Genomic DNA, 18684 nt, shown 5'->3' on the forward strand with positions numbered 1-18684 from the left:
TTTTCTCCGTGTCTTGTCACCCCGGATGCGATCCGGGATCCATGTGTAGTTGCAGCAGTTGCCGGGCCGCCGTCGACGCCGGCACCCGGCCCCGCTCAACCTCGGCCGTCAATTTGGGCAGCAGGCGCTGGACCTCGGGGTCCTGCCTGAAGGCCTGCTTCAGCCCGACTTCGATGCGCTCCCACATCCAGGCCAGCGACTGGTGCTGGCGGCGTGCGGCCAATTGACCGCTCGAAGTCTGCGAGGCCTTGAACTTCAGGACCTCGTCCCAGAAGCGATCCACGCCCTGCCCCAGCAAGGCACTGAGCTGGATGACCTGCGGCTGCCAGGCTCGCTGCGCGAACAGCCGCAAGGCGCTGCTGATCTGGGCCTGCGCACGCGTGGCGGCATCGGCATCCAGGTCTGCCTTGTTGATGACTACCAGGTCGGCCAGCTCCATCACGCCCTTCTTGATGGCCTGCAAGTCGTCGCCGGCATTGGGCAGCTGCATCAGCACGAACATGTCGGTCATGCCGGCCACGGCGATTTCACTTTGGCCGACGCCGACGGTTTCCACGATCACGATGTCGTAACCCGCTGCCTCGCATATCAGCATAGCCTCGCGCGTCTTCTCCGCCACACCACCCAGCGTTCCGCTGGAAGGGCTGGGACGGATAAAAGCCTTCTCGTGCACCGAGAGCATTTCCATCCGCGTCTTGTCGCCGAGGATGGAGCCGCCTGACACCGTGCTGGAAGGATCGATGGTCAGCACCGCGACCCGATGGCCTTTCGCGATGAGCTGCAGCCCCAGCGCTTCGATGAACGTGCTCTTGCCGACACCCGGGACTCCGCTGATGCCGAGCCGGAACGACTTGCCCGTGTGAGGCAACAAGGTCGTCAACATTTCATCCGCCTGCGCCCGGTGATCGGCCCGCGTCGATTCCAGCAGCGTGATGGCTTTGGCGATCGCACGGCGCTGCGCCGTTGCGGAACCCGCGAGCACGCCTTCGGCCGGGCTCATCAGGGCCTTTGCCATTGCGCGCGGTCTTTCTCGATCTGCTCTGCCAACCGCCGCGCCCATTGCGGGTAGAGACGGGGGCCGGGGTGAAAGCCGTCGTGTGCAAGGCTCGCGGGATCGGTCGCCCATTGAAGCGCGCAGTAGCCCAGGCCCTGCTGCTCGCTCCAGCGCCTGACGGCTGCATCGAGCCACGCCGCATAGCGGCCCAGGTACCAGCGCAGCGGCCGCGGCACCGCGGACAGCATGTGCATGGGCGGCAAGCCGCAAACAACGGCCCAGCGCGCGCCGGTGCGTTGCTGCAACTGCGACCAGAGTTGCGCCATCTGCTCCACGAAACGCGCCGCGGAGGTCTGCGAACTCACGTCGTTGACACCCAGCGCGGTCACGACCACGTCCGCCGGTCGCAAGTCGGCTAGCGCCGCGAGGATGCGCGCATCCGCGGTGTTCACGCCTGTCTGTGCTACCAGCTGCCAGCTCACCGCCGTGCCCAGCCGCCTGCTCAAAGCCACTGCCAAGGGAAGCGCCAGTGCTTGCATCTGGTCCGTCACGCCCACACCCGCCGCCGAAGAGTCCCCGACCACCAACAGCCGCAGCCCCGGCTCTCCCTTGCCGACCCGGCCTTCGCGCGGACCCACCGGTTCGGGCAAACGCAACGCCGTGCGCTTGAGCCATCTCGCCTGCGGCAGCAGTACGGGGCCAAGGGCGAGCTTGGCGACGAACAGGGCAACGCTCATTTGGCGGCCAGCGCCTTCCTGATCTGGGCCAGCACGTCCTTGGCGCTGGCAGGGATGGGTGTGCCCGGGCCATAGATGCCCTTGACGCCCGCGGTGTAGAGAAAGTCGTAGTCCTGCTGCGGGACGACGCCGCCCACGAAAACGATGATGTCGTCGGCGCCCTGCTTCTTCAGCTCCTCGATGATAGCCGGCACCAGCGTCTTGTGTCCCGCCGCCAAGGTGGACACACCCACCGCATGCACGTCGTTCTCGATGGCCTGGCGTGCGCATTCTTCAGGGGTCTGGAACAGCGGACCCATGTCCACGTCGAAGCCCAGGTCGGCGAATGCGGTTGCCACTACCTTGGCGCCCCGGTCGTGCCCGTCCTGGCCCAGCTTGGAGATCATCACGCGCGGCCGGCGGCCTTGCTCCTGCGCAAATGCGGCGATGTCGGACTTCAGCTTTTCCCAGAAATCCATCGTGTCCCCTTCGGTGGAGGCCGAGTCATAGGCGGCTGCATACACGCCGGTCACCTTTTGCGTATCGGCGCGGTGGCGCCCGAACACCTTCTCCAGCGCATCCGACACCTCGCCGACAGTGGCGCGCAGGCGCACGGCCTGGATGCTGAGCTCGAGCAGGTTGCCCTGGCCAGTCTCGGCGGCGGCCGTCAGCGCGTCCAGCGCCGCTTGCAACTTCGCACTGTCGCGCTTGGCCCGGATCTGCTTGAGCCGGGCGATCTGCTGGTCGCGCACCATCACATTGTCGACTTCGCGGATGTCGTGGTCGTCTTCCTTTGCCAGCCTGTACTTGTTGACGCCGACGATCACGTCCTTGCCTGAATCGATGCGCGCCTGCTTTTCGGCGGCCGCCGCCTCGATCTTGAGCTTGGCCCAGCCGGAATCCACCGCCCGGACCATGCCGCCCATTCCCTCGACTTCCTCGATGATCTTCCAGGCAGCGTCCGCCATGTCCTGGGTCAGCTTTTCCATCATGTAGCTGCCGGCCCAGGGATCGATGACGTTGGGGATGTGGGTCTCCTCCTGGATGATGAGCTGGGTGTTGCGGGCGATCCGCGCCGAGAACTCGGTCGGCAGGGCGATGGCCTCGTCGAAAGAATTGGTGTGCAGGGACTGGGTGCCGCCGAAGACCGCGGCCATGGCCTCGATGGTGGTGCGAACCACGTTGTTGTACGGGTCCTGCTCGGTGAGCGACCAGCCCGAGGTCTGGCAGTGCGTGCGCAGCATCAGGCTCTTGGCGCTCTTGGCATTGAAGCCCTTCATGATCCGCCACCACAGGAGCCGCGCCGCTCGCATCTTGGCCACTTCCAGGTAGAAATTCATGCCGATGGCCCAGAAGAACGACAGGCGCCCGGCGAACTCGTCCACGTCCAGACCCTTGGCCAGCGCCGTCTTGACGTACTCCTTGCCATCGGCCAGCGTGAACGCCAGTTCCAGCGCCTGGTTGGCCCCCGCCTCCTGCATGTGATAGCCGGAGATCGAGATCGAGTTGAACTTCGGCATGTTCCTGGCCGTGTACTCGATGATGTCGCCGATGATCCGCATGCTCGGCTTGGGCGGGTAGATATAGGTGTTGCGGACCATGAACTCCTTGAGGATGTCGTTCTGGATGGTCCCGGACAGCTTGTCCTGCGAAACGCCCTGCTCCTCGGCCGCGACCACGTAGCCCGCCAACACCGGCAGCACGGCGCCGTTCATCGTCATGGAAACACTGACCTTGTCCAGCGGGATTCCGTTGAACAGGATCTTCATGTCCTCCACCGAGTCGATGGCGACGCCGGCTTTGCCTACGTCGCCCGTGACGCGCGGATGGTCGCTGTCATAGCCACGGTGCGTGGCCAGGTCGAAGGCGACCGAGACGCCCTGCCCGCCCGCATTCAGCCCCTTGCGGTAGAACGCATTCGACTCCTCGGCGGTGGAGAAACCCGCGTACTGGCGGATGGTCCACGGCCGCGCCGCGTACATCGTCGCTTGCGGGCCGCGCAAGTAAGGCTCGAAGCCCGGCAAGGTGTTGGCGTAGGGCAAGCCTTTCAGGTCTTCGGCCGTGTAGAGGGGCTTGACGGCGATGTGATCCGGAGTGATCCAGTTCAAGGCGTTCAAGTCGCCGCCGGGGGCGGACTTGGCGGCCGCTTTGGACCAGTCCTGCAGGGTGGCGGGCGGAATTTCGGGCGTGCTCATGGCGGTGTTTCCGTGTTTTCCCCGAGTTTACATCATTCATAATTATTGATGCAAAACTCGGATTCATCTAAAATCCGCCTCATGGTAGCTGTCTCACTTTCACCGCGCGCCCTCTACGAAGAGGTGGCGGAGCTGTTGCGCCAGCGGATATTCAAACGCGAGCTGGAGCCCGGCAGCTGGATCGACGAGTTGAAGATCGCGGAGGAATACGGCATCAGCCGCACCCCCCTGCGCGAGGCACTCAAGGTGCTGGCCGCCGAAGGCCTGGTGACCATGAAGGTGCGGCGCGGCGCCTACGTGACCGAGGTGTCGGACACCGACCTGGCGGACGTTTACCACCTGCTCTCGCTGCTGGAAAGCGATGCGGCCGGCGTGGTGGCGAAGCGCGCGACCGACGCGCAGCTCAAGGAGCTGCAGGCGCTGCACAAGGACCTGGAGGCAGCCGCCGGCAATCGCGAGAAGTTCTTTGCCATCAATGAACGCTTCCACATGCGCTTGCTGGAAATCGCCGGCAACCGCTGGCGCGACCAGATGGTGGCGGACCTGCGCAAGGTCATGAAGCTCAACCGGCACAACTCCCTGCTCAAGTCGGGACGGGTGCGCGAGTCAATGCTGGAACATCGCGCCATCATGGATGCACTGGCTAAGCGCGACGCTAGTGCCGCCGTCAAGAAGATGCAGGAGCATTTCAGAAACGGACTCGAAGCGGCCGGGTGAAACTGATGTCAATGCGGGCCTGACCCGCCACTGTCCGGAGATTTCAGAGCGCTGGCAATTGCTCGTGGATGTGAGCCTGACCCGTGGCCCATGGTCGCGAGCCGTTCGCTGTTGTTGCAGGCCTGGGTGTGGGCGGCGAAGCCGCGTGCGGGCGGGCTGTGACGCGCGGGTCAGCCCGTTGCGCGCCTTTTCAAGGCGCGCAAGCGGCGCCGGGGAACGGACTTGCGGGCTTCGGACTCATCGTGGACTGTCCTCGCACTCCGGAGAGGCCCGCGCGCTGATCGCGCGCAACGCCCGCAAGTCCATTCCCCGACGCCTCGGGCAGCCCTGATTGCGCGCCCCAGCCCGCCCACACGCGGCTTCGCTCGGACTTGGTTGGCGCGCCGAGGCGCTTTCGCACTCCAACCACGCTTGTGCAAGGCTGTGCGTCGGTCGGCTGCGGCGCGCAATCGGGACCGGGCGAGATGCGGAGGTCGAGTTTGCGGCCGTTTGCGCGCGATCAGCGCGCAGGACGTCTCCGGAGCGCGGGGACAGACCACGATTAGTCCGAAGGCCGCAAACTCGACCTCCGCATCGTTTCGGCGCTCCCAGCGCCGAACGGCTGGTCCGCGCGCCGCAGCCGACCGGCGCACAGCCTTGCCGCGAGGTGTTGGCGCGCAACACATTCATGGATCCCGGATCGAGTCCGGGATGACAAGTAATCCGCAGGACAGTCAGAACGCCGCGATCCCCGTCTGTGCCCGCCCGAGGATCAGCGCGTGCACGTCATGGGTGCCCTCGTAGGTGTTGACCACCTCCAGGTTCACAAGGTGCCGGGCCACGCCGAATTCGTCGCTGATGCCGTTGCCGCCCAGCATGTCGCGGGCCATGCGGGCGATGTCCAGGGCCTTGCCGCAGGAGTTGCGCTTCATGATGGAGGTGATTTCCACCGAGGCCGTACCCTCATCCTTCATGCGGCCCAGGCGCAGGCACCCTTGCAGTCCCATCGTGATCTCGGTCTGCATGTCGGCCAGCTTCTTCTGGATCAGCTGGTTGGCTGCCAAGGGCTTGCCGAACTGCTTGCGATCGAGCACGTACTGGCGGGCGCGGAACCAGCAGTCCTCCGCCGCGCCGAGCGCACCCCAGGCGATGCCGTAGCGCGCCGAGTTCAGGCAGGTGAAGGGGCCCTTGAGGCCGCGCACCTCGGGAAACGCGTTTTCTTCCGGACAGAACACCTCGTCCATCACGATCTCGCCCGTGATGGAAGCGCGCAGGCCGACCTTGCCGTGGATGGCCGGGGCGGAAAGGCCCTTCCAGCCCTCCTCCAGCACGAAGCCGCGGATCGCGCCGCTATCGTCCTTGGCCCAGACCACGAACACGTCGGCGATGGGGCTGTTGGTGATCCACATCTTGCTGCCAGTGAGCTTGTAGCCGCCGTCGACCTTCCTGGCCCGCGTGACCATGCTGCCGGGGTCCGAGCCGTGGTTCGGTTCGGTCAGGCCGAAGCAGCCGATCCATTCGCCGGTGGCCAGCTTGGGCAGGTACTTCTGCTTGGTCGCCTCGTTGCCGAATTCGTTGATCGGCACCATCACCAGCGACGACTGGACACTCATCATGGAGCGATAGCCCGAATCGACGCGTTCGACTTCGCGTGCGACCAGGCCGTAGCACACGTAGTTGAGGCCCGCGCCGCCGTAGGCTTCGGGGATGGTCGGGCCCAAGAGGCCCAGCTCGCCCATCTCGCGGAAGATCGCCACGTCGGTCTTCTCGTTGCGGAAAGCTTCGAGCACGCGAGGAGCCAGGCGCTCCTGGCAGTAGCTGGCGGCCGCGTCGCGCACGCTGCGTTCGTCGCCGGTGATCTGCTGGTCCAGCAGCAGCGGGTCGGCCCAATGGAAGGATGCTTTGGCAGTGCCCATGAAAATCTCCGCTTTGTCAGGTTGAAGGCTGGTCCGGCAACACTGCCGTGGCCTCGATCTCGACCTTGGCACGATCCTCGATCAGCGCCTTCACTTCGACGGCCGTCATTGCCGCGTTGTAACTGCCGATGATCTCGCGAAACGCCTGTCCCACCTCTCGGGCAGCGGCAAGGTACTCGCGCTTGTCGGTCACATACCAGGTCATCCGGACGATATTCTCAGGCTTGCCGCCCGCTTCGCGCACGACGTCCGCAATATTCTTGAGTGCCTGCCTGGCCTGCACTGCAAAATCGTCGCTCTCGAACCGGCCCTGGGCGTCCCAGCCGATCATGCCGGCAATGAACAGCATCTTGCCGCTGGCGGCGACGCCATTGGCGTAGCCCTTGGGGCGCGGCCAGCCGGTGGGGAGAATCACTTCCATGGTCATACGATATCCTTCAAGAGTTCCCGGCCAATGATGAGCTGCTGCACCTCGGTCGCGCCCTCATAGATGCGCAGCGAGCGGATTTCGCGGTAGAGCCGCTCGACCATTTGCCCGCTGACCACCCCCAGCCCGCCGAAGATCTGCAGTGCGGAATCGATCACCTGCTGGGCTCCCTCTGTGGCGGTGAGCTTGGCCATGGCGGCTTCGCGGGTCACGTTCTCGCCCTGGTCGCGCTGCCAGGCGGCGCGGTAGACCAGCAAGGCCGAGCTGTCGATCGTGGTGGCCATCTGGGCCAGCTTGGCCTGGGTCAGCTGAAAGTCCGACAGCAGCTGGTTGAACATCTTGCGCGTCGTGGCGCGGCGCAGGGCCTCGTCCATCGCGCGCCGGGCGAAGCCCAGAGCAGCCGCGGCCACGGACGTGCGGAACACATCCAGTGTGCGCATGGCGACCTTGAAGCCTTCGCCCGCCTCGCCGATGCGCTGGGTGAGCGGAACCCGGCAATCGTTGAAGCGCAGCCGCGCCAGCGGATGCGGCGCGATCACCTCGATGCGCTCGGCGATCTCGAACCCGGGCGTGCCCGCATCGACGATGAAGGCCGAAATGCCGCGCGCGCCCGCCGCCTCGCCGGTCCGGCAGAACACCACGTAGAAATCGGCGATCCCGCCGTTGGAGATCCAGGTCTTCTCGCCATTGAGGATGGCGTCCTCGCCTTCTACGCGGGCGCTGCATTGCATGGCGGCTACGTCGGATCCCGCCTCGGGCTCCGACAGGGCGAAGGCCGCAATGGCCTCGCCCTTGGCCACCCGCGACAGGTAGCGGTCTTTCTGCGCGGGCGTGCCCTGCAGGCTGATAGCGCCCGACCCCAACCCCTGCATGGCGAAAGCGAAGTCGGCCAGGCCGCTGTGGCGCGCCAGGATTTCGCGGATCAGGCAGATGGACCGGGTGTCGATGACCTCCGCTGCCCCATGCTGCTTGCTGCCCACGGCGTGCTGCAGCCATCCGGCCGCACCCAGGGAACGCACCAGCATCCGGCATTCGGTATCCACGTCGGTGCCATGTTTGTGCGGTACGTTCTGCTCGGCCCAGGCTTCCAACTTGCGCGCCAGCTGTCGGTGCCGCTCCTCGAAGAACGGCCAGGCCAGGTACTTGGTATCGCTCATGATCAGTTGCCCTCGAAACGTGGCTTCTGCTTGGCCACGAAAGCGTTGTAGGCGCGCGTAAAGTCCTCGGTCATCATGCAGAGGGCCTGCGCCTGGGCCTCTGCCTCGATTGCCTGCTCTATGGTCATGGCCCATTCCTGGTGCAGCATGGTCTTGGTGATGCCATTGGCGAAACTTGGCCCTTGCGCCAGTTCGCCGGCGAGCTTCTGGGCCTCGTCCAGCACGGCCTCAGGCGTGCAGATGCGGTTGAAGAAACCCCAGCGCTCGCCCTCTTCCCCGCCCAGCGAACGGCCGGTGTAGAGCAGCTCACTGGCGCGCCCCTGGCCGATGATGCGCGGCAGCATCGCGCACGCGCCCATGTCGCAGCCGGCCAGGCCGACGCGGTTGAACAGGAATGCCGTCTTGCTGCGCACGGTGCCCAGACGCAGGTCGGACGCCATCGCAATGATGGCGCCGGCCCCGGCGCACACGCCGTCGATGGCAGCCACGATGGGCTGCGGGCAGGCGCGCATGGCCTTGACCAGGTCGCCGGTCATGCGGGTGAACATCAGCAGCTCCGGCGCCTTCAGCCGCACCAGCGGGCCGATGATCTCGTGCACATCGCCGCCCGAACAGAAATTGTCCCCGGCGCCGGCCACGACCACGGCCTTCACGTCGTCGGCGTACTTCAGCTGCCCGAACAGGTCTCGCAGCTCGGCGTAGGAGTCGAAGGTCAGCGGGTTCTTGCGTTCCGGCCGGTTGAGCGTCACGGTGCCCACGCCGGCCTCGACGCTCCACAGGAAGTGGGTCGCACGGTACCCGGCGGCGGGTTTGCGGTTGCCGGCCAGCAGGCCGGGATCGATGCGGGAAGAATCTTCGTTCATGGCATTCCTAGAAGCTTGCGGGATCAGACGGACGGTTCGTTCAGGACCACGTGCATGCGCAGCGCGCCCAGGTGCTGGTGCAGCTGCTGCACCGTCTTGGCATCCAGGCTGCCGAACAGCTCCAGGATCCACTGTTCGTGCTCCTGCGCCATGGCCTCGAAGCTGCGCCGTCCCTGCGGCGTGAGGCGCACGATCCAGGCGCGGCGATCGGTCGGGCTGCTTTCACGCGTCACCAGGCCTTCGCGCTGCAAGTCGTCGGTCAGTGTGGTGACGTTGCCGCCGGTCACCATGAGGTGGCGCGACAGCTCGCTCATTTTGAGGCCTTCACGATGGCGGTACAACTGCGCCAGGTAATCGAAGCGGCCCAGCGAGATGCCGAAGCGTTCGCGCAGCCGGCTGCGGATTTCGGCCTCGATTTCAGTGACGCAAGACAGCATGCGCAGCCACAGCTTCAGCGCCGCGTGATCGTCGCTCTGCGCTCGCGCCTCGTGGCCGAGTTCGTGCACCGCGCCGAGCGCGCGGTAGGTGGCGTCGAGCGAGGGGCTCACATTACCTCCCCGCAGGAAACCGAGATCGCCTGGCCAGTGACCGCCGAGGCGCTGTCGCCGCACAACCAGCGCACCGCATCGGCCACCTGCTCGGGCTGCACGATCCGCTGCTGCGGATTGCTCGCAGCGAAGGCCGCACGCGCCTCCTCCTCGCTGCGTCCGGTCTTGGTCACCACGTTGGCGATGCTGTCTTGCAGGATGTCCGTTTCGGTGTAGCCCGGACAGACCGCATTGACGGTGATCCCTTTCCTGGCCACCTCCAGCGCCAGCGACCGGGTCAGCCCGATCACCCCGTGCTTGGCTGCCGAATAGGCGGCGACGTACGCGTAGCCGCGCTGGCCGGCGGTGCTGGCGATATTGACGATGCGCCCGTATCCGGCGGCCAGCATATCGGGCAAGGCGGCCTGGGCGCACAGGAAGCTGCCGGTCAGGTTGACCGTCAGCATGCGGTTCCAGAGTTCCAGCGAAGTCTTGCCGAATGGCGCGCTCTCGGCCTGGCCGGCGTTGTTGACAAGGATCGCGACCGGCCCGCGCTGCGCCCTCGCCTGCTCGAACGCTGCCGCTACCTGCTCAGCCTCGCCGATATCGGCGACCACGATGCCGTGGCTCCCCGGCAGCTCGGTCGCCAGCCGCTCCAGCGCGTCGCGTCGGCGCCCCAGCAGTGTCAGCATCGCGCCTTCCGCCGCCAGGGTGCGGGCAATCGCCGCGCCGATGCCGCGCGCCGCGCCGGTGACCACCGCATGCTGTCCGCGCAGTGAGCCGCTCATCAGACCCCCAGAGCGCGGTTGGCCTGCTCGATGGGCGACAAGCCGCCGGCTTGTGCGGCCATGGACCGTTCGCGCTCGAGGTTGCGCTCCAGCTGCGTCTTGGCCGATCGGTACTGCCGCGGCCATGCCACATCGAGGTAGCCGATCTTGGCGGCTTCGAGCAGTGTCCAGGAGGGATTGGCCAAATGCGGCCGGGCGATCGCGCACAGGTCGGCGCGGCCGGCGGCAATGATGCTGTTGACGTGGTCGGCCTCGGAAATGGCGCCCACCGCGATGGTGGCGATGCCGGCCTCGTTGCGAACGCGATCCGAGAACGGCGTCTGGTACATCCGGCCGTACACCGGCTTCTGCTTCTTGCTCACCTGGCCGGAGGAGCAGTCGATCATGTCGGCGCCGCTCTCCTTGAAAGCCCGCGCGATCTCCACGGCGTCATCGGGCGTGATGCCGCCTTCGACCCAGTCATGCGCCGAGATGCGCACCGACATCGGCAGGTGCTGCGGCCACACGGCGCGCATGGCGCGGAATACCTCCAGCGGATAGCGCAGCCGGTTCTGCAGGGAACCTCCGTACTCGTCAGTGCGCTGATTCATCAGCGGCGAAATGAAGCTGGACAGCAGGTAACCGTGGGCGCAATGCAGCTCCAGCCAGTCGAAGCCGGCCTCGGCCGCCAGCCGCGTGCTGTGCACGAAATCATCCTGCACGCGCTTCAAGTCCGCGTGCGTCATCGCGCGCGCCCAGTCGCTGACGCCGTCGATGAACTGGTGTGGGGAGGCGGAGATCAGCGGCCAGTTGCCCTGTTCGAGCGGCTGGTCCTCGCCTTCCCAAGGTACGCGAGTCGAGCCCTTGGCACCCGCATGACCCAGCTGCATGGCGATGCGGGCGTCGCTGTTGGCGTGCACGTAGTCGACGATTCGCTTCCAGCCGTCCCGCTGCTGCTCGCTCCACAGGCCCGGGCAGCCGGGCGTGATGCGCGCATCGGGGGTCGGGCAGGTCATCTCCGCCACCACCATGCCTGCACCGCCCATGGCCCGCGCCCCCAGGTGCACCAGGTGGTAGTCGGCCGGCAAGCCGTCGACGCAGGAATACTGCGCCATCGGGGAGACCACGACACGGTTCTTCAAAGTGATGCCGCGCAGCGTGAATGGCGTGAACATCGGCGGGATCGGCGACTGCGCCGGGGCTCGCTGGGCGCCCGCGCGCTCGGCGATCCAGTCCTCGTAACGCTCCACGTAACCCTTGTCGCGCAACCGCAGGTTCTCGTGGCTGATGCGCTGGCTGCGCGTGAGCAGCGAATAGGCGAACTGCTGGGGCGGCAGGTTGACGTAGCGCTTGACGTTCTCGAACCATTCGGTCGAGTTGCGCGCGGCATTCTGGATTCGCAGAACCTCGATGCTGCGCACGGCCTCGTAATCCTGCAGCGCCGCCTCCAGTTCGCCGGGCCTGCGCCCTATGCAGCGCGCCAGTTCGATCGCGTCTTCGAGCGCGAGCTTGGTGCCCGAACCGATCGAGAAATGCGCGGTGTGGGCCGCATCGCCCATCAGCACCACCGGCGTCTTTCCCTGCGGGCCGCCCTGATGCACCCAGCGCTCGCAAACGACGCGCGGGAACTTGATCCATTGCGCCGAACCTCGCAGGTGAGAGGCGTTGGACATCAGCTTGTGGCCGTCCAGGTACCTGGCGAACAGTTGCTCGCAAAACGCGATCGCCTCTTCCTTTTCCATCTTGTCGAGGCCGGCTTTCAGCCACACCTCTTCCGGCGCTTCGACGATGAAGGTGGATGTCTCGGCATCGAAGCGATAAGCATGCGCCTGGAACCAGCCGTGCTCGGTTTCCTCGAAGGCGAAGGTGAACGCCTCGAACAGCTTGTGCGTGCCGAGCCAGACGAAACGGCACTTGCGCATGTCGATATCGGGTTGGTAACTGTCTGCATGTTTGGTGCGGACCCGGCTGTTCAAGCCGTCGCTGGCGATGATCAGGTCGGCCTCGGGATAGGCTTCGTCGCCGGGCGCGTCGGTCTCGAACACCAGCTTCACGTCCAGTTCCTCGCAGCGCCGCTGCAAGATGTTGAGCAGCCGCTTGCGGCCGATACCGCAGAAGCCATGGCCACCGGAGCGGATCTTGTGGCCGCGGATGTTGACTTCGATGTCGTCCCAGTGGCTGAACGCGTCGAGGATCAGCGCCGCTGTCGGCGGGTCGGCCTGCTGCAGGTTGCCCAGCGTCTGGTCGGAAAACACCACGCCCCAGCCGAAGGTGTCGTACGGACGGTTGCGCTCGACCACCGTGATCTGGTGCGTCGGGTCCTGCCGCTTCATCAGCAGCGCGAAATAGAGGCCGGCGGGGCCGCCGCCGATACAAACGATATTCATGCGCGTTCTCCTGGTCCCGCCCGATTTACTTTATTTCTCATTTGTTTATGTCTAAACTATTTTAACGGGTGCACGCGGGCGGTGCAAGCACCGATTCAGCGCATCAGCCGCCCGCCGTTGAGGTCCAACGTGGTGCCGGTCACGAAGCCGGCGGCATCGGACGCAAGGTAGACCGCCGCCGCAGCCACTTCGGTTTCGTCGCCGAAGCGGCCCACCGGCAGCGTGGCGAGGAAACGCCGCTGCGACGGTTCGTCGAGCTCATCCAGGGAGGGCCCGCGGATCGCAGCCGGAGAGATGGCATTGACCGTGACGCCATGCGGCGCCAGTTCCTGCGCGAAGCAGCGCGTCAGGGCGAACAAGCCGGCCTTGGACGCCGCGTAATGCGCGCCGGTCACGCTGCTGGCTTGCTGGCCGGCCAGCGACGACAGGTTCAGGATCCGGCCCCAGCCGCGCTCGCGCATGTGTGTCGCCGCGATGCGGCAGCCGAAGAAGCAGCCGCGCAGGTTGACGGCCATGACTTCGTCCCATTCGGCGGTCGTGATGTCCCAGAGAGAGCGGTGCGGGGTCACCGCGGCGTTGTTGACCAGGATGTCGACGCCGCCGAAACTCGCCGCCACAGCGTCGAACCCGCGCTGGAAGTCGGCCTCGTCGCGCACGTCGAGTTTCAGCGCCGTCGTTTCGCAGCCCTCCGCGCGCAAGGTACGCGCCGCAGCCTCCGCGCCGTCGGCGTCGATATCGGTCAGCGCCACGCGGGCGCCGCCCTGCGCCAGCCCGCGCGCGATCGCGAGGCCGAGGCCACGGGCGGCGCCGGTGATGAGGGCGTTGCGGTTGGATAGCGAGAACATCTTCAGCTCCCGGTCCGGTCCCGCGCCGTCGCGGTGACGCCCTGCTCGCGCAGCTTGTACTTCTGAACTTTGCCGTTTTCGGTGCGGGGCAGCTCCGCGACGATGTCCAGGTAGCGCGGCACGGCGAAATATGGCAGGCGGCTCTCGCAGAAGCGCCACAGTTCCGGAGCATCGAGCGCAACGCCCGGCCGGGGGACCAGCGCCGCCATCACCTCGTCCTCGGCCAGCTCCGAGCGCACCGGATAGACCGCGGCCTCGGCCACGGCCGGATGGGCCAGCAGAACCTGTTCGACCTCGTAGGAGGAGATGTTCTCGCCGCGTCGGCGGATCGCATCCTTGATGCGGTCGATGAAGCGGAATGCACCATCGGCTTCGCGAACCACACGGTCGCCGGTGTGGAACCACAGGTTGCGCCATGCCTCGACCGTCTTGTCCGGCATGCCAAAGTAGCCGGTGGCGAAAGCAAAGGGTTCATCGGCACGCAGCACCAACTCGCCGGCCACGCCGTCGGGCAGCTCGACGTCGTTCTCATCGACCACACGGGCGTCGAAGCCCGGCTGCAACCAGCCCATCACACCGCCGCGCGAGGCATCGGCCCTGGTCGCGATCACGAAGTTGGTTTCGGTCGAGCCATAGCCCTCGAGCAAACGGACCCCCGTGCGCTCGAGGAACGCCTGGCCGGCGGCTGCCGGAACACCCGGGCCGAGGCCGGCCCGCACCCGGTGCGACCGCTCCCCATCGCCCGGCGGCTGCGCCAGCAGGATGGGCACCATCGCGCCCAGCAGGTAGACCACGGTGGTCTCGTGCCGGCGCATGGCGGGCCAGAAGCCGGACGCCGAGAACCTGGCTTCGAAGACGACGCGCGCCCCGGTCACCGCCGCCTGGGCGAAGGTGTTGAGCGCGTTGATGTGGAACAACGGCAAGGTCGTGCACAGCACGTCGCTGTCTCCTATGCCGAGGATACGAGCCGTGTTGGCGCCCCACCAGTAGTACTGGGCATGCGGGCACATCACGCCCTTGGCGGGCCCCGTGGTGCCGGAGGTATAGAGGATCGCCAGGGTGTCGCCGGGCTGTACGGCTTCCGCCTCGACCGGCTCGCCTCCCTCAGGCCAAGGCGAGCAGGCGACGCCGCCCACGGTATCGGGTGCCGCGCCGCCCACCACCCAGATTGCCTGCAACGCGGTGCGCGACAGGTCTGCCGTGGCCAGCCGCTCGAGGAATCCCTGCTCGATCACGAGCAGCCGCGTGCCGCTGTTAGCCAGCAGGTACTCGATCTGCGGCCCCATGGAAGCGCTGTTGACCGGCACCGAGACGGCGCCGATCCAGCCGCAGCCGAGGAAGGCCTCGAGGAATTCGACGCGGTTGGAGCACAACAGCGCGACCCGATCGCCCCGGCCGATGCCGGCCGCACGCAAGGCCCCGGCGCGCCGTGCCGCCGTGCCGGGCGTATCGCGATGCGTCCATTCCCCGCCGGCGATCGCCATCAGCGGACGCTCGCCGAACACTTCGGCTTGCCGCTTCAGCAGTGCCGGCAGCGTACGCTCGTGCGGCACCAGTTCAATCTTCATCAGTGGTTCCGCCCAGGTAGGTGGCCTGCACCCGCGGATCGCTCGCCAACGCGTCGGAAGCGCCGGACAGCGCGATCTCGCCGGTTTCGATCACGTAGCCGTGGTCCGAACTCTGCAGCGCCGCGCGCGCGTTCTGTTCGACCAGCAGGATGGACACGCCGTCGTCGCGCAGGCCACGCACGATCTTGAGGATTTCCTGGACAACCAGCGGCGCCAACCCGAGGCTGGGCTCGTCCAGCATCAACAGCCGCGGCTGCGACATCAAGGCGCGGCCCAGGGCCAGCATCTGGCGCTCGCCGCCCGACAGCGTGTCGGAACGCTGCGCGCGGCGTTCCAACAGGCGCGGAAAGCGCTCGTAGACCGCATTCAGCCTTTGCTGCAGACTGGATTGGCCCGGCCGGCGCGCATAGGCGCCGAGCATCAGGTTGTCCAGCACCGAGAGCTCGCCGAACAGTTCGCGCTTCTCTGGCACCAGGCACAGGCCGCGTTCGACACGCGCTTCGACGTCCATGGCGTGCAGGTCCTCGCCCTCGAAACGCAGGCCGCCCTTGGAGGGCAGCAGCCCCATGGCAGCGCCGAGCAGCGTGGTCTTGCCGGCCCCATTGGGCCCGATCACCGAAACGATCTGTCCCGGCATCAGTGCGAGCGAAATACCCCGCACGGCATCGACCTGGCCGTAGGACACGTGCAGGTCGGCTATCTCCAGCATGGGCGTGCTCATACAGACACCTCGTTCACCACTTTCTTGGCCGGCTCCGAAGCTGCCTGCGTCTGCGCCGGCGCATCCGTCGCCGCTTCGCCACCCAGGTAGGCCGCTTGCACGCGCGCATCGGCTCGTACCTCGGCGGGCAAGCCCTCCAGCAGCTTGGAGCCGAAGTTCATCACCACCAGCCGGTCCACCAGTTTCATCACGAAATCCATGTCGTGCTCCACGATGAGGATGGTCACGCCCTCCCCGCGCAGTTTGCGCAGCAACTCGGCCAGCGCCTGCTTTTCCTTGCGGCGCAGGCCGGCGGCCGGTTCGTCCAGCACCAGCAGCACCGGATCGGCCGCCAGCGCCCGCGCGATCTCCAGGAGGCGCTGCGTGCCCAGTGGCAGGCTGCCCGCCAGTTCGTGCGAGCGGCCGCCCAGGCCGATGCGTTCCAGCTGGTAGTGAGCATCGGCCAGGATCTGTGCCTCCTCGCGCCGGTCCAGGCGAAATCCGGCGCGCAGCACGCCGGCGCGGGCCCGCGCGTGGGCCCCGAGCGCGACGTTGTCCAGCAGGCTCATCTGGGGCCTCAGCTTCACGTGCTGGAAGGTGCGCGCCATGCCGCGCCGCGCGATCTCGCGCTGCGGCAGGCCCGTGATGTCGTGGCCCAGGAATTCGACCTGGCCACTGGTCATGGGCAAGGTGCCCGTCAGCAGGTTGAACATGGTCGACTTGCCGGCGCCATTGGGTCCGATCAGGCCGAGAATCTCGCCGGCGTCTACGTCGAAGCCGACCTCGTTGACCGCGACCAGCCCGCCGAAGCGCTTGACGGCCTTGTGCACCGAGAGGATGCGCTCGCCGCGTGCCGGCAGCTGGCGCCGCGGCAGCGGCTCGTGGGCAGCGGGCAGCTGCGTATCCACAGGTGCAGCGGAGTGCGAGCGCGTCCAGCGCGCCAGCAAACCCATCACGCCACCGCGCGCGTGATGCAGCAGCAGGATGAACAGCAGCGCGAACACCACGGCTTCGAACTGGCCGCCGCTCGCCGAGATGAGGGGCAACGCGTCCTGCACCAGGTTCTTCATCACCAGCACCACCGCCGCACCCACCAGGGCGCCGCCCAGGTGGCCGAGGCCGCCGGCCACCGCCATCAGCAGGTACTCGATGCTGGCCCGCACGTCGAACGGCGAAGGGCTGACAAAGCGGTTGGCGTGCGCATAGAGCCAGCCGGCCAGGCCCGCCAGCAGCGCCGCCAGCACGAACAGCGTGAGCCTCACGCGGAACGCATCCGCGCCGACGCTGGCCAGCAGGATGCCGCCGCCGCGCAGGCTGAGCATCGCACGCCCGGTCCGCGAACGCAGCACGTTGCGGCAGAACAGGCAGGCCAGGCCGACCATCGCCCAGATCAGGTAATACACGGCGCGCGGATCGGCCAGCGACCAGCCGGCGATGCGGATCGCCGGAATGTTCGACAAGCCGGTGTGGCGGCCCAGCGCCTCGATATTGCCGAACAGCATTGCGATCGACAATCCCCAGGCGATGGTGGACAGCGACAGAAAATGCCCACCCAGGCGCAGCGTGAGCGCGCCGATGGCGAAAGCCGCCCCGCCCGTGAGCAGCAGCGCGAGCAACAGCCCGATCCACGGCGAGACTCCGTGCACCGTGCACAGCCACGCCGTGGCATAGGCCGCGATGCCGACGAAGGCGGCCTGGCCGAACGAGGTGGTGCCGCCAACGCCGGTGAGCATTACCAGGCCCAGCGCCACCAATGCGCCAATGCCGATATCGTTCAACAGCGAGACGCCGAAACGGCCCAGGACCACCGGTGCCAGCGCAATGGCAACGACTGCCGCCGGCACGACGAAGGAACGCAGCTTCATGCCTCGATCTCCTCTTGTTCTTCTTCGGTGTGCTTCGCCATCGCGGAGCGCAGCATCAACACGGGAATCAGCAGGCTGAACACGATCACGTCCTTGAGGGCGCCGCTGAAGAAGGAACCGAAGCTTTCCACGACGCCGACCGCCAGCGCGCCCAGGGCCGTGAGCGGGTAACTCACCAGCCCGCCGATGATGGCGGCCACGAACGCCTTCAACCCGATCAGGAAGCCCGAGTCGTAGTACATGGTGGTCACCGGCGCGATCAGCACACCGATCAGCCCGGCCAGCAGCGATGCGAAGCCATAGGCCAGCAGAGCGGTGCGCGCCGGCCGGATACCGACCAGCCGTGCACCGATGCGATTGACCGCGGTGGCGCGCAGGGCCTTGCCGGCCACCGTGCGTTCGAACGCCAGGAAGAACAGGCCGCTCAACACCACGGCCGAGGCCAGCATCAGGATCACCTGGCCGCTGACGGGAAAGCCACCCGGCAGGGTGATCGCGCCGCTCGCCAGTGGCGCGGTGCGAAAGCCCTCGGGACCGAAGAACAGCAGCCCCAGGCCCGACAGCAGGAAGTGCAAGGCCAGCGAGGCGATCAGCAACACCAGCACCGAGGCGTCGGCGATGGGCTGCAACGCCAGCCGCGCCACCAGCGGCGTGATCGGCACGACCAGCAGGATCGCCGCCACGATAAACACCGCATGCGGCACCTGTTGGCCGGCCACCGCCCAGGCCAGCACGCACGGCAGCGCGGGCAGCACGCCCCAGCCCAGCACGGCGCGCGGGATACGCGACGCTTCGCCGCGCCGCACCAGGCTCCAAACTTCCGTGGCCACGGCCAGCACAGCGAGCGTCAGCACCAGGCCCACCGTTGGCGGCAGGCGGCCGGTTTCGAACGCGGCCAGGCTCAGGGCCGAGAACGCTGCGACGTCGCCGAACGGCACGAATACCACTCGAGTGACGGAGAAGATCAGCACCAGGCCCAGGCCGGCGAGCAGGTACACCGCTCCGTTGGCCAGGCCGTCGATGCCGAGAATGAGGGCGACGTCCCAGGTCATGCGGTTCTC

Annotated in this window: 16 protein-coding genes; 1 reads left to right on the forward strand and 15 read right to left on the reverse strand. The window is 66.8% G+C overall.

The genetic code is table 11. The features are described 5' to 3' along the window. Window positions 1–16: 16 nt before the first annotated feature. Genes meaB through scpA form a run of 3 tightly spaced genes read right to left on the reverse strand, consistent with a single transcriptional unit; the run spans window position 17 to window position 3905 of the window. Window positions 17–1000, reverse strand: a complete 984-nt coding sequence (gene meaB / locus HNE04_RS12445) for a methylmalonyl Co-A mutase-associated GTPase MeaB (protein ID WP_172219694.1) — start codon at window positions 998–1000, stop codon at window positions 17–19. Continuing rightward, on the reverse strand, window positions 1000–1731 hold the full coding sequence (locus HNE04_RS12450) for an SGNH/GDSL hydrolase family protein (RefSeq protein WP_172219318.1): 732 nt from the start codon (window positions 1729–1731) through the stop codon (window positions 1000–1002). Before HNE04_RS12450 ends, meaB begins: the two co-directional genes overlap by 1 nt. Beyond that, complete coding sequence (gene scpA / locus HNE04_RS12455) at window positions 1728–3905, reverse strand: methylmalonyl-CoA mutase (RefSeq protein ID WP_172219320.1); 2178 nt, start codon at window positions 3903–3905, stop codon at window positions 1728–1730. Before scpA ends, HNE04_RS12450 begins: the two co-directional genes overlap by 4 nt. Before the next feature lie 81 nt (window positions 3906–3986). Here scpA and HNE04_RS12460 point away from each other — a divergent pair, with 81 nt between their 5' ends. After that, window positions 3987–4622 (forward strand): GntR family transcriptional regulator, encoded by a 636-nt coding sequence (locus HNE04_RS12460; protein WP_172219322.1) that lies wholly within the window; start codon window positions 3987–3989, stop codon window positions 4620–4622. A 713-nt stretch (window positions 4623–5335) separates the two neighbouring features. On the opposite strand, the gene HNE04_RS12465 is transcribed toward HNE04_RS12460, so the two are convergent. The 12 genes from HNE04_RS12465 to HNE04_RS12520 form a co-directional block, all read right to left on the reverse strand. Beyond that, on the reverse strand, window positions 5336–6517 hold the full coding sequence (locus HNE04_RS12465; RefSeq protein ID WP_172219324.1) for an acyl-CoA dehydrogenase: 1182 nt from the start codon (window positions 6515–6517) through the stop codon (window positions 5336–5338). Window positions 6518–6533: 16 nt separating this feature from the next. Beyond that, window positions 6534–6938, reverse strand: a complete 405-nt coding sequence (locus tag HNE04_RS12470) for a RidA family protein (protein WP_172219344.1) — start codon at window positions 6936–6938, stop codon at window positions 6534–6536. A gap of 2 nt (window positions 6939–6940) precedes the next feature. Further along, window positions 6941–8101 (reverse strand): acyl-CoA dehydrogenase family protein, encoded by a 1161-nt coding sequence (locus HNE04_RS12475; RefSeq protein ID WP_172219346.1) that lies wholly within the window; start codon window positions 8099–8101, stop codon window positions 6941–6943. Window positions 8102–8103: 2 nt separating this feature from the next. Then, on the reverse strand, window positions 8104–8964 hold the full coding sequence (locus HNE04_RS12480) for an enoyl-CoA hydratase family protein (RefSeq protein WP_172219348.1): 861 nt from the start codon (window positions 8962–8964) through the stop codon (window positions 8104–8106). 23 nt (window positions 8965–8987) lie between these two features. Further along, entirely contained in the window at window positions 8988–9512 is a 525-nt protein-coding gene (locus tag HNE04_RS12485) for a MarR family winged helix-turn-helix transcriptional regulator (RefSeq protein WP_328700316.1), read from the reverse strand. Beyond that, the gene (locus HNE04_RS12490; protein WP_172219350.1) at window positions 9509–10279 is read right to left on the reverse strand and encodes an SDR family NAD(P)-dependent oxidoreductase; all 771 of its coding nucleotides are present in this window, start codon (window positions 10277–10279) and stop codon (window positions 9509–9511) included. Before HNE04_RS12490 ends, HNE04_RS12485 begins: the two co-directional genes overlap by 4 nt. Further along, entirely contained in the window at window positions 10279–12645 is a 2367-nt protein-coding gene (locus HNE04_RS12495) for a bifunctional salicylyl-CoA 5-hydroxylase/oxidoreductase (protein WP_172219352.1), read from the reverse strand. Before HNE04_RS12495 ends, HNE04_RS12490 begins: the two co-directional genes overlap by 1 nt. Window positions 12646–12740: 95 nt before the next feature. Continuing rightward, window positions 12741–13490, reverse strand: a complete 750-nt coding sequence (locus HNE04_RS12500) for an SDR family NAD(P)-dependent oxidoreductase (protein WP_172219354.1) — start codon at window positions 13488–13490, stop codon at window positions 12741–12743. Window positions 13491–13492: 2 nt separating this feature from the next. After that, window positions 13493–15058, reverse strand: coding sequence for an ATP-dependent acyl-CoA ligase (locus tag HNE04_RS12505; RefSeq protein ID WP_172219356.1), 1566 nt, complete (start codon window positions 15056–15058; stop codon window positions 13493–13495). Beyond that, window positions 15048–15779 carry an ABC transporter ATP-binding protein gene (locus HNE04_RS12510; RefSeq protein ID WP_235964964.1) on the reverse strand — a complete coding sequence of 244 codons (732 nt, stop codon included), beginning with the start codon at window positions 15777–15779 and terminating at the stop codon, window positions 15048–15050. The genes HNE04_RS12505 and HNE04_RS12510 overlap by 11 nt, the downstream gene beginning before the upstream one ends. Then, window positions 15776–17623: a branched-chain amino acid ABC transporter ATP-binding protein/permease gene (locus HNE04_RS12515; RefSeq protein WP_172219358.1), complete on the reverse strand. Its 1848-nt coding sequence runs from the start codon at window positions 17621–17623 to the stop codon at window positions 15776–15778. Before HNE04_RS12515 ends, HNE04_RS12510 begins: the two co-directional genes overlap by 4 nt. Next, window positions 17620–18675: a branched-chain amino acid ABC transporter permease gene (locus HNE04_RS12520; RefSeq protein ID WP_172219360.1), complete on the reverse strand. Its 1056-nt coding sequence runs from the start codon at window positions 18673–18675 to the stop codon at window positions 17620–17622. The genes HNE04_RS12515 and HNE04_RS12520 overlap by 4 nt, the downstream gene beginning before the upstream one ends. Window positions 18676–18684 lie beyond the last annotated feature (9 nt).

This window comes from Caenimonas soli, assembly GCF_013155545.1.
In the GTDB taxonomy this organism is placed as follows: Bacteria; Pseudomonadota; Gammaproteobacteria; order Burkholderiales; family Burkholderiaceae_C; genus Ramlibacter; species Ramlibacter soli.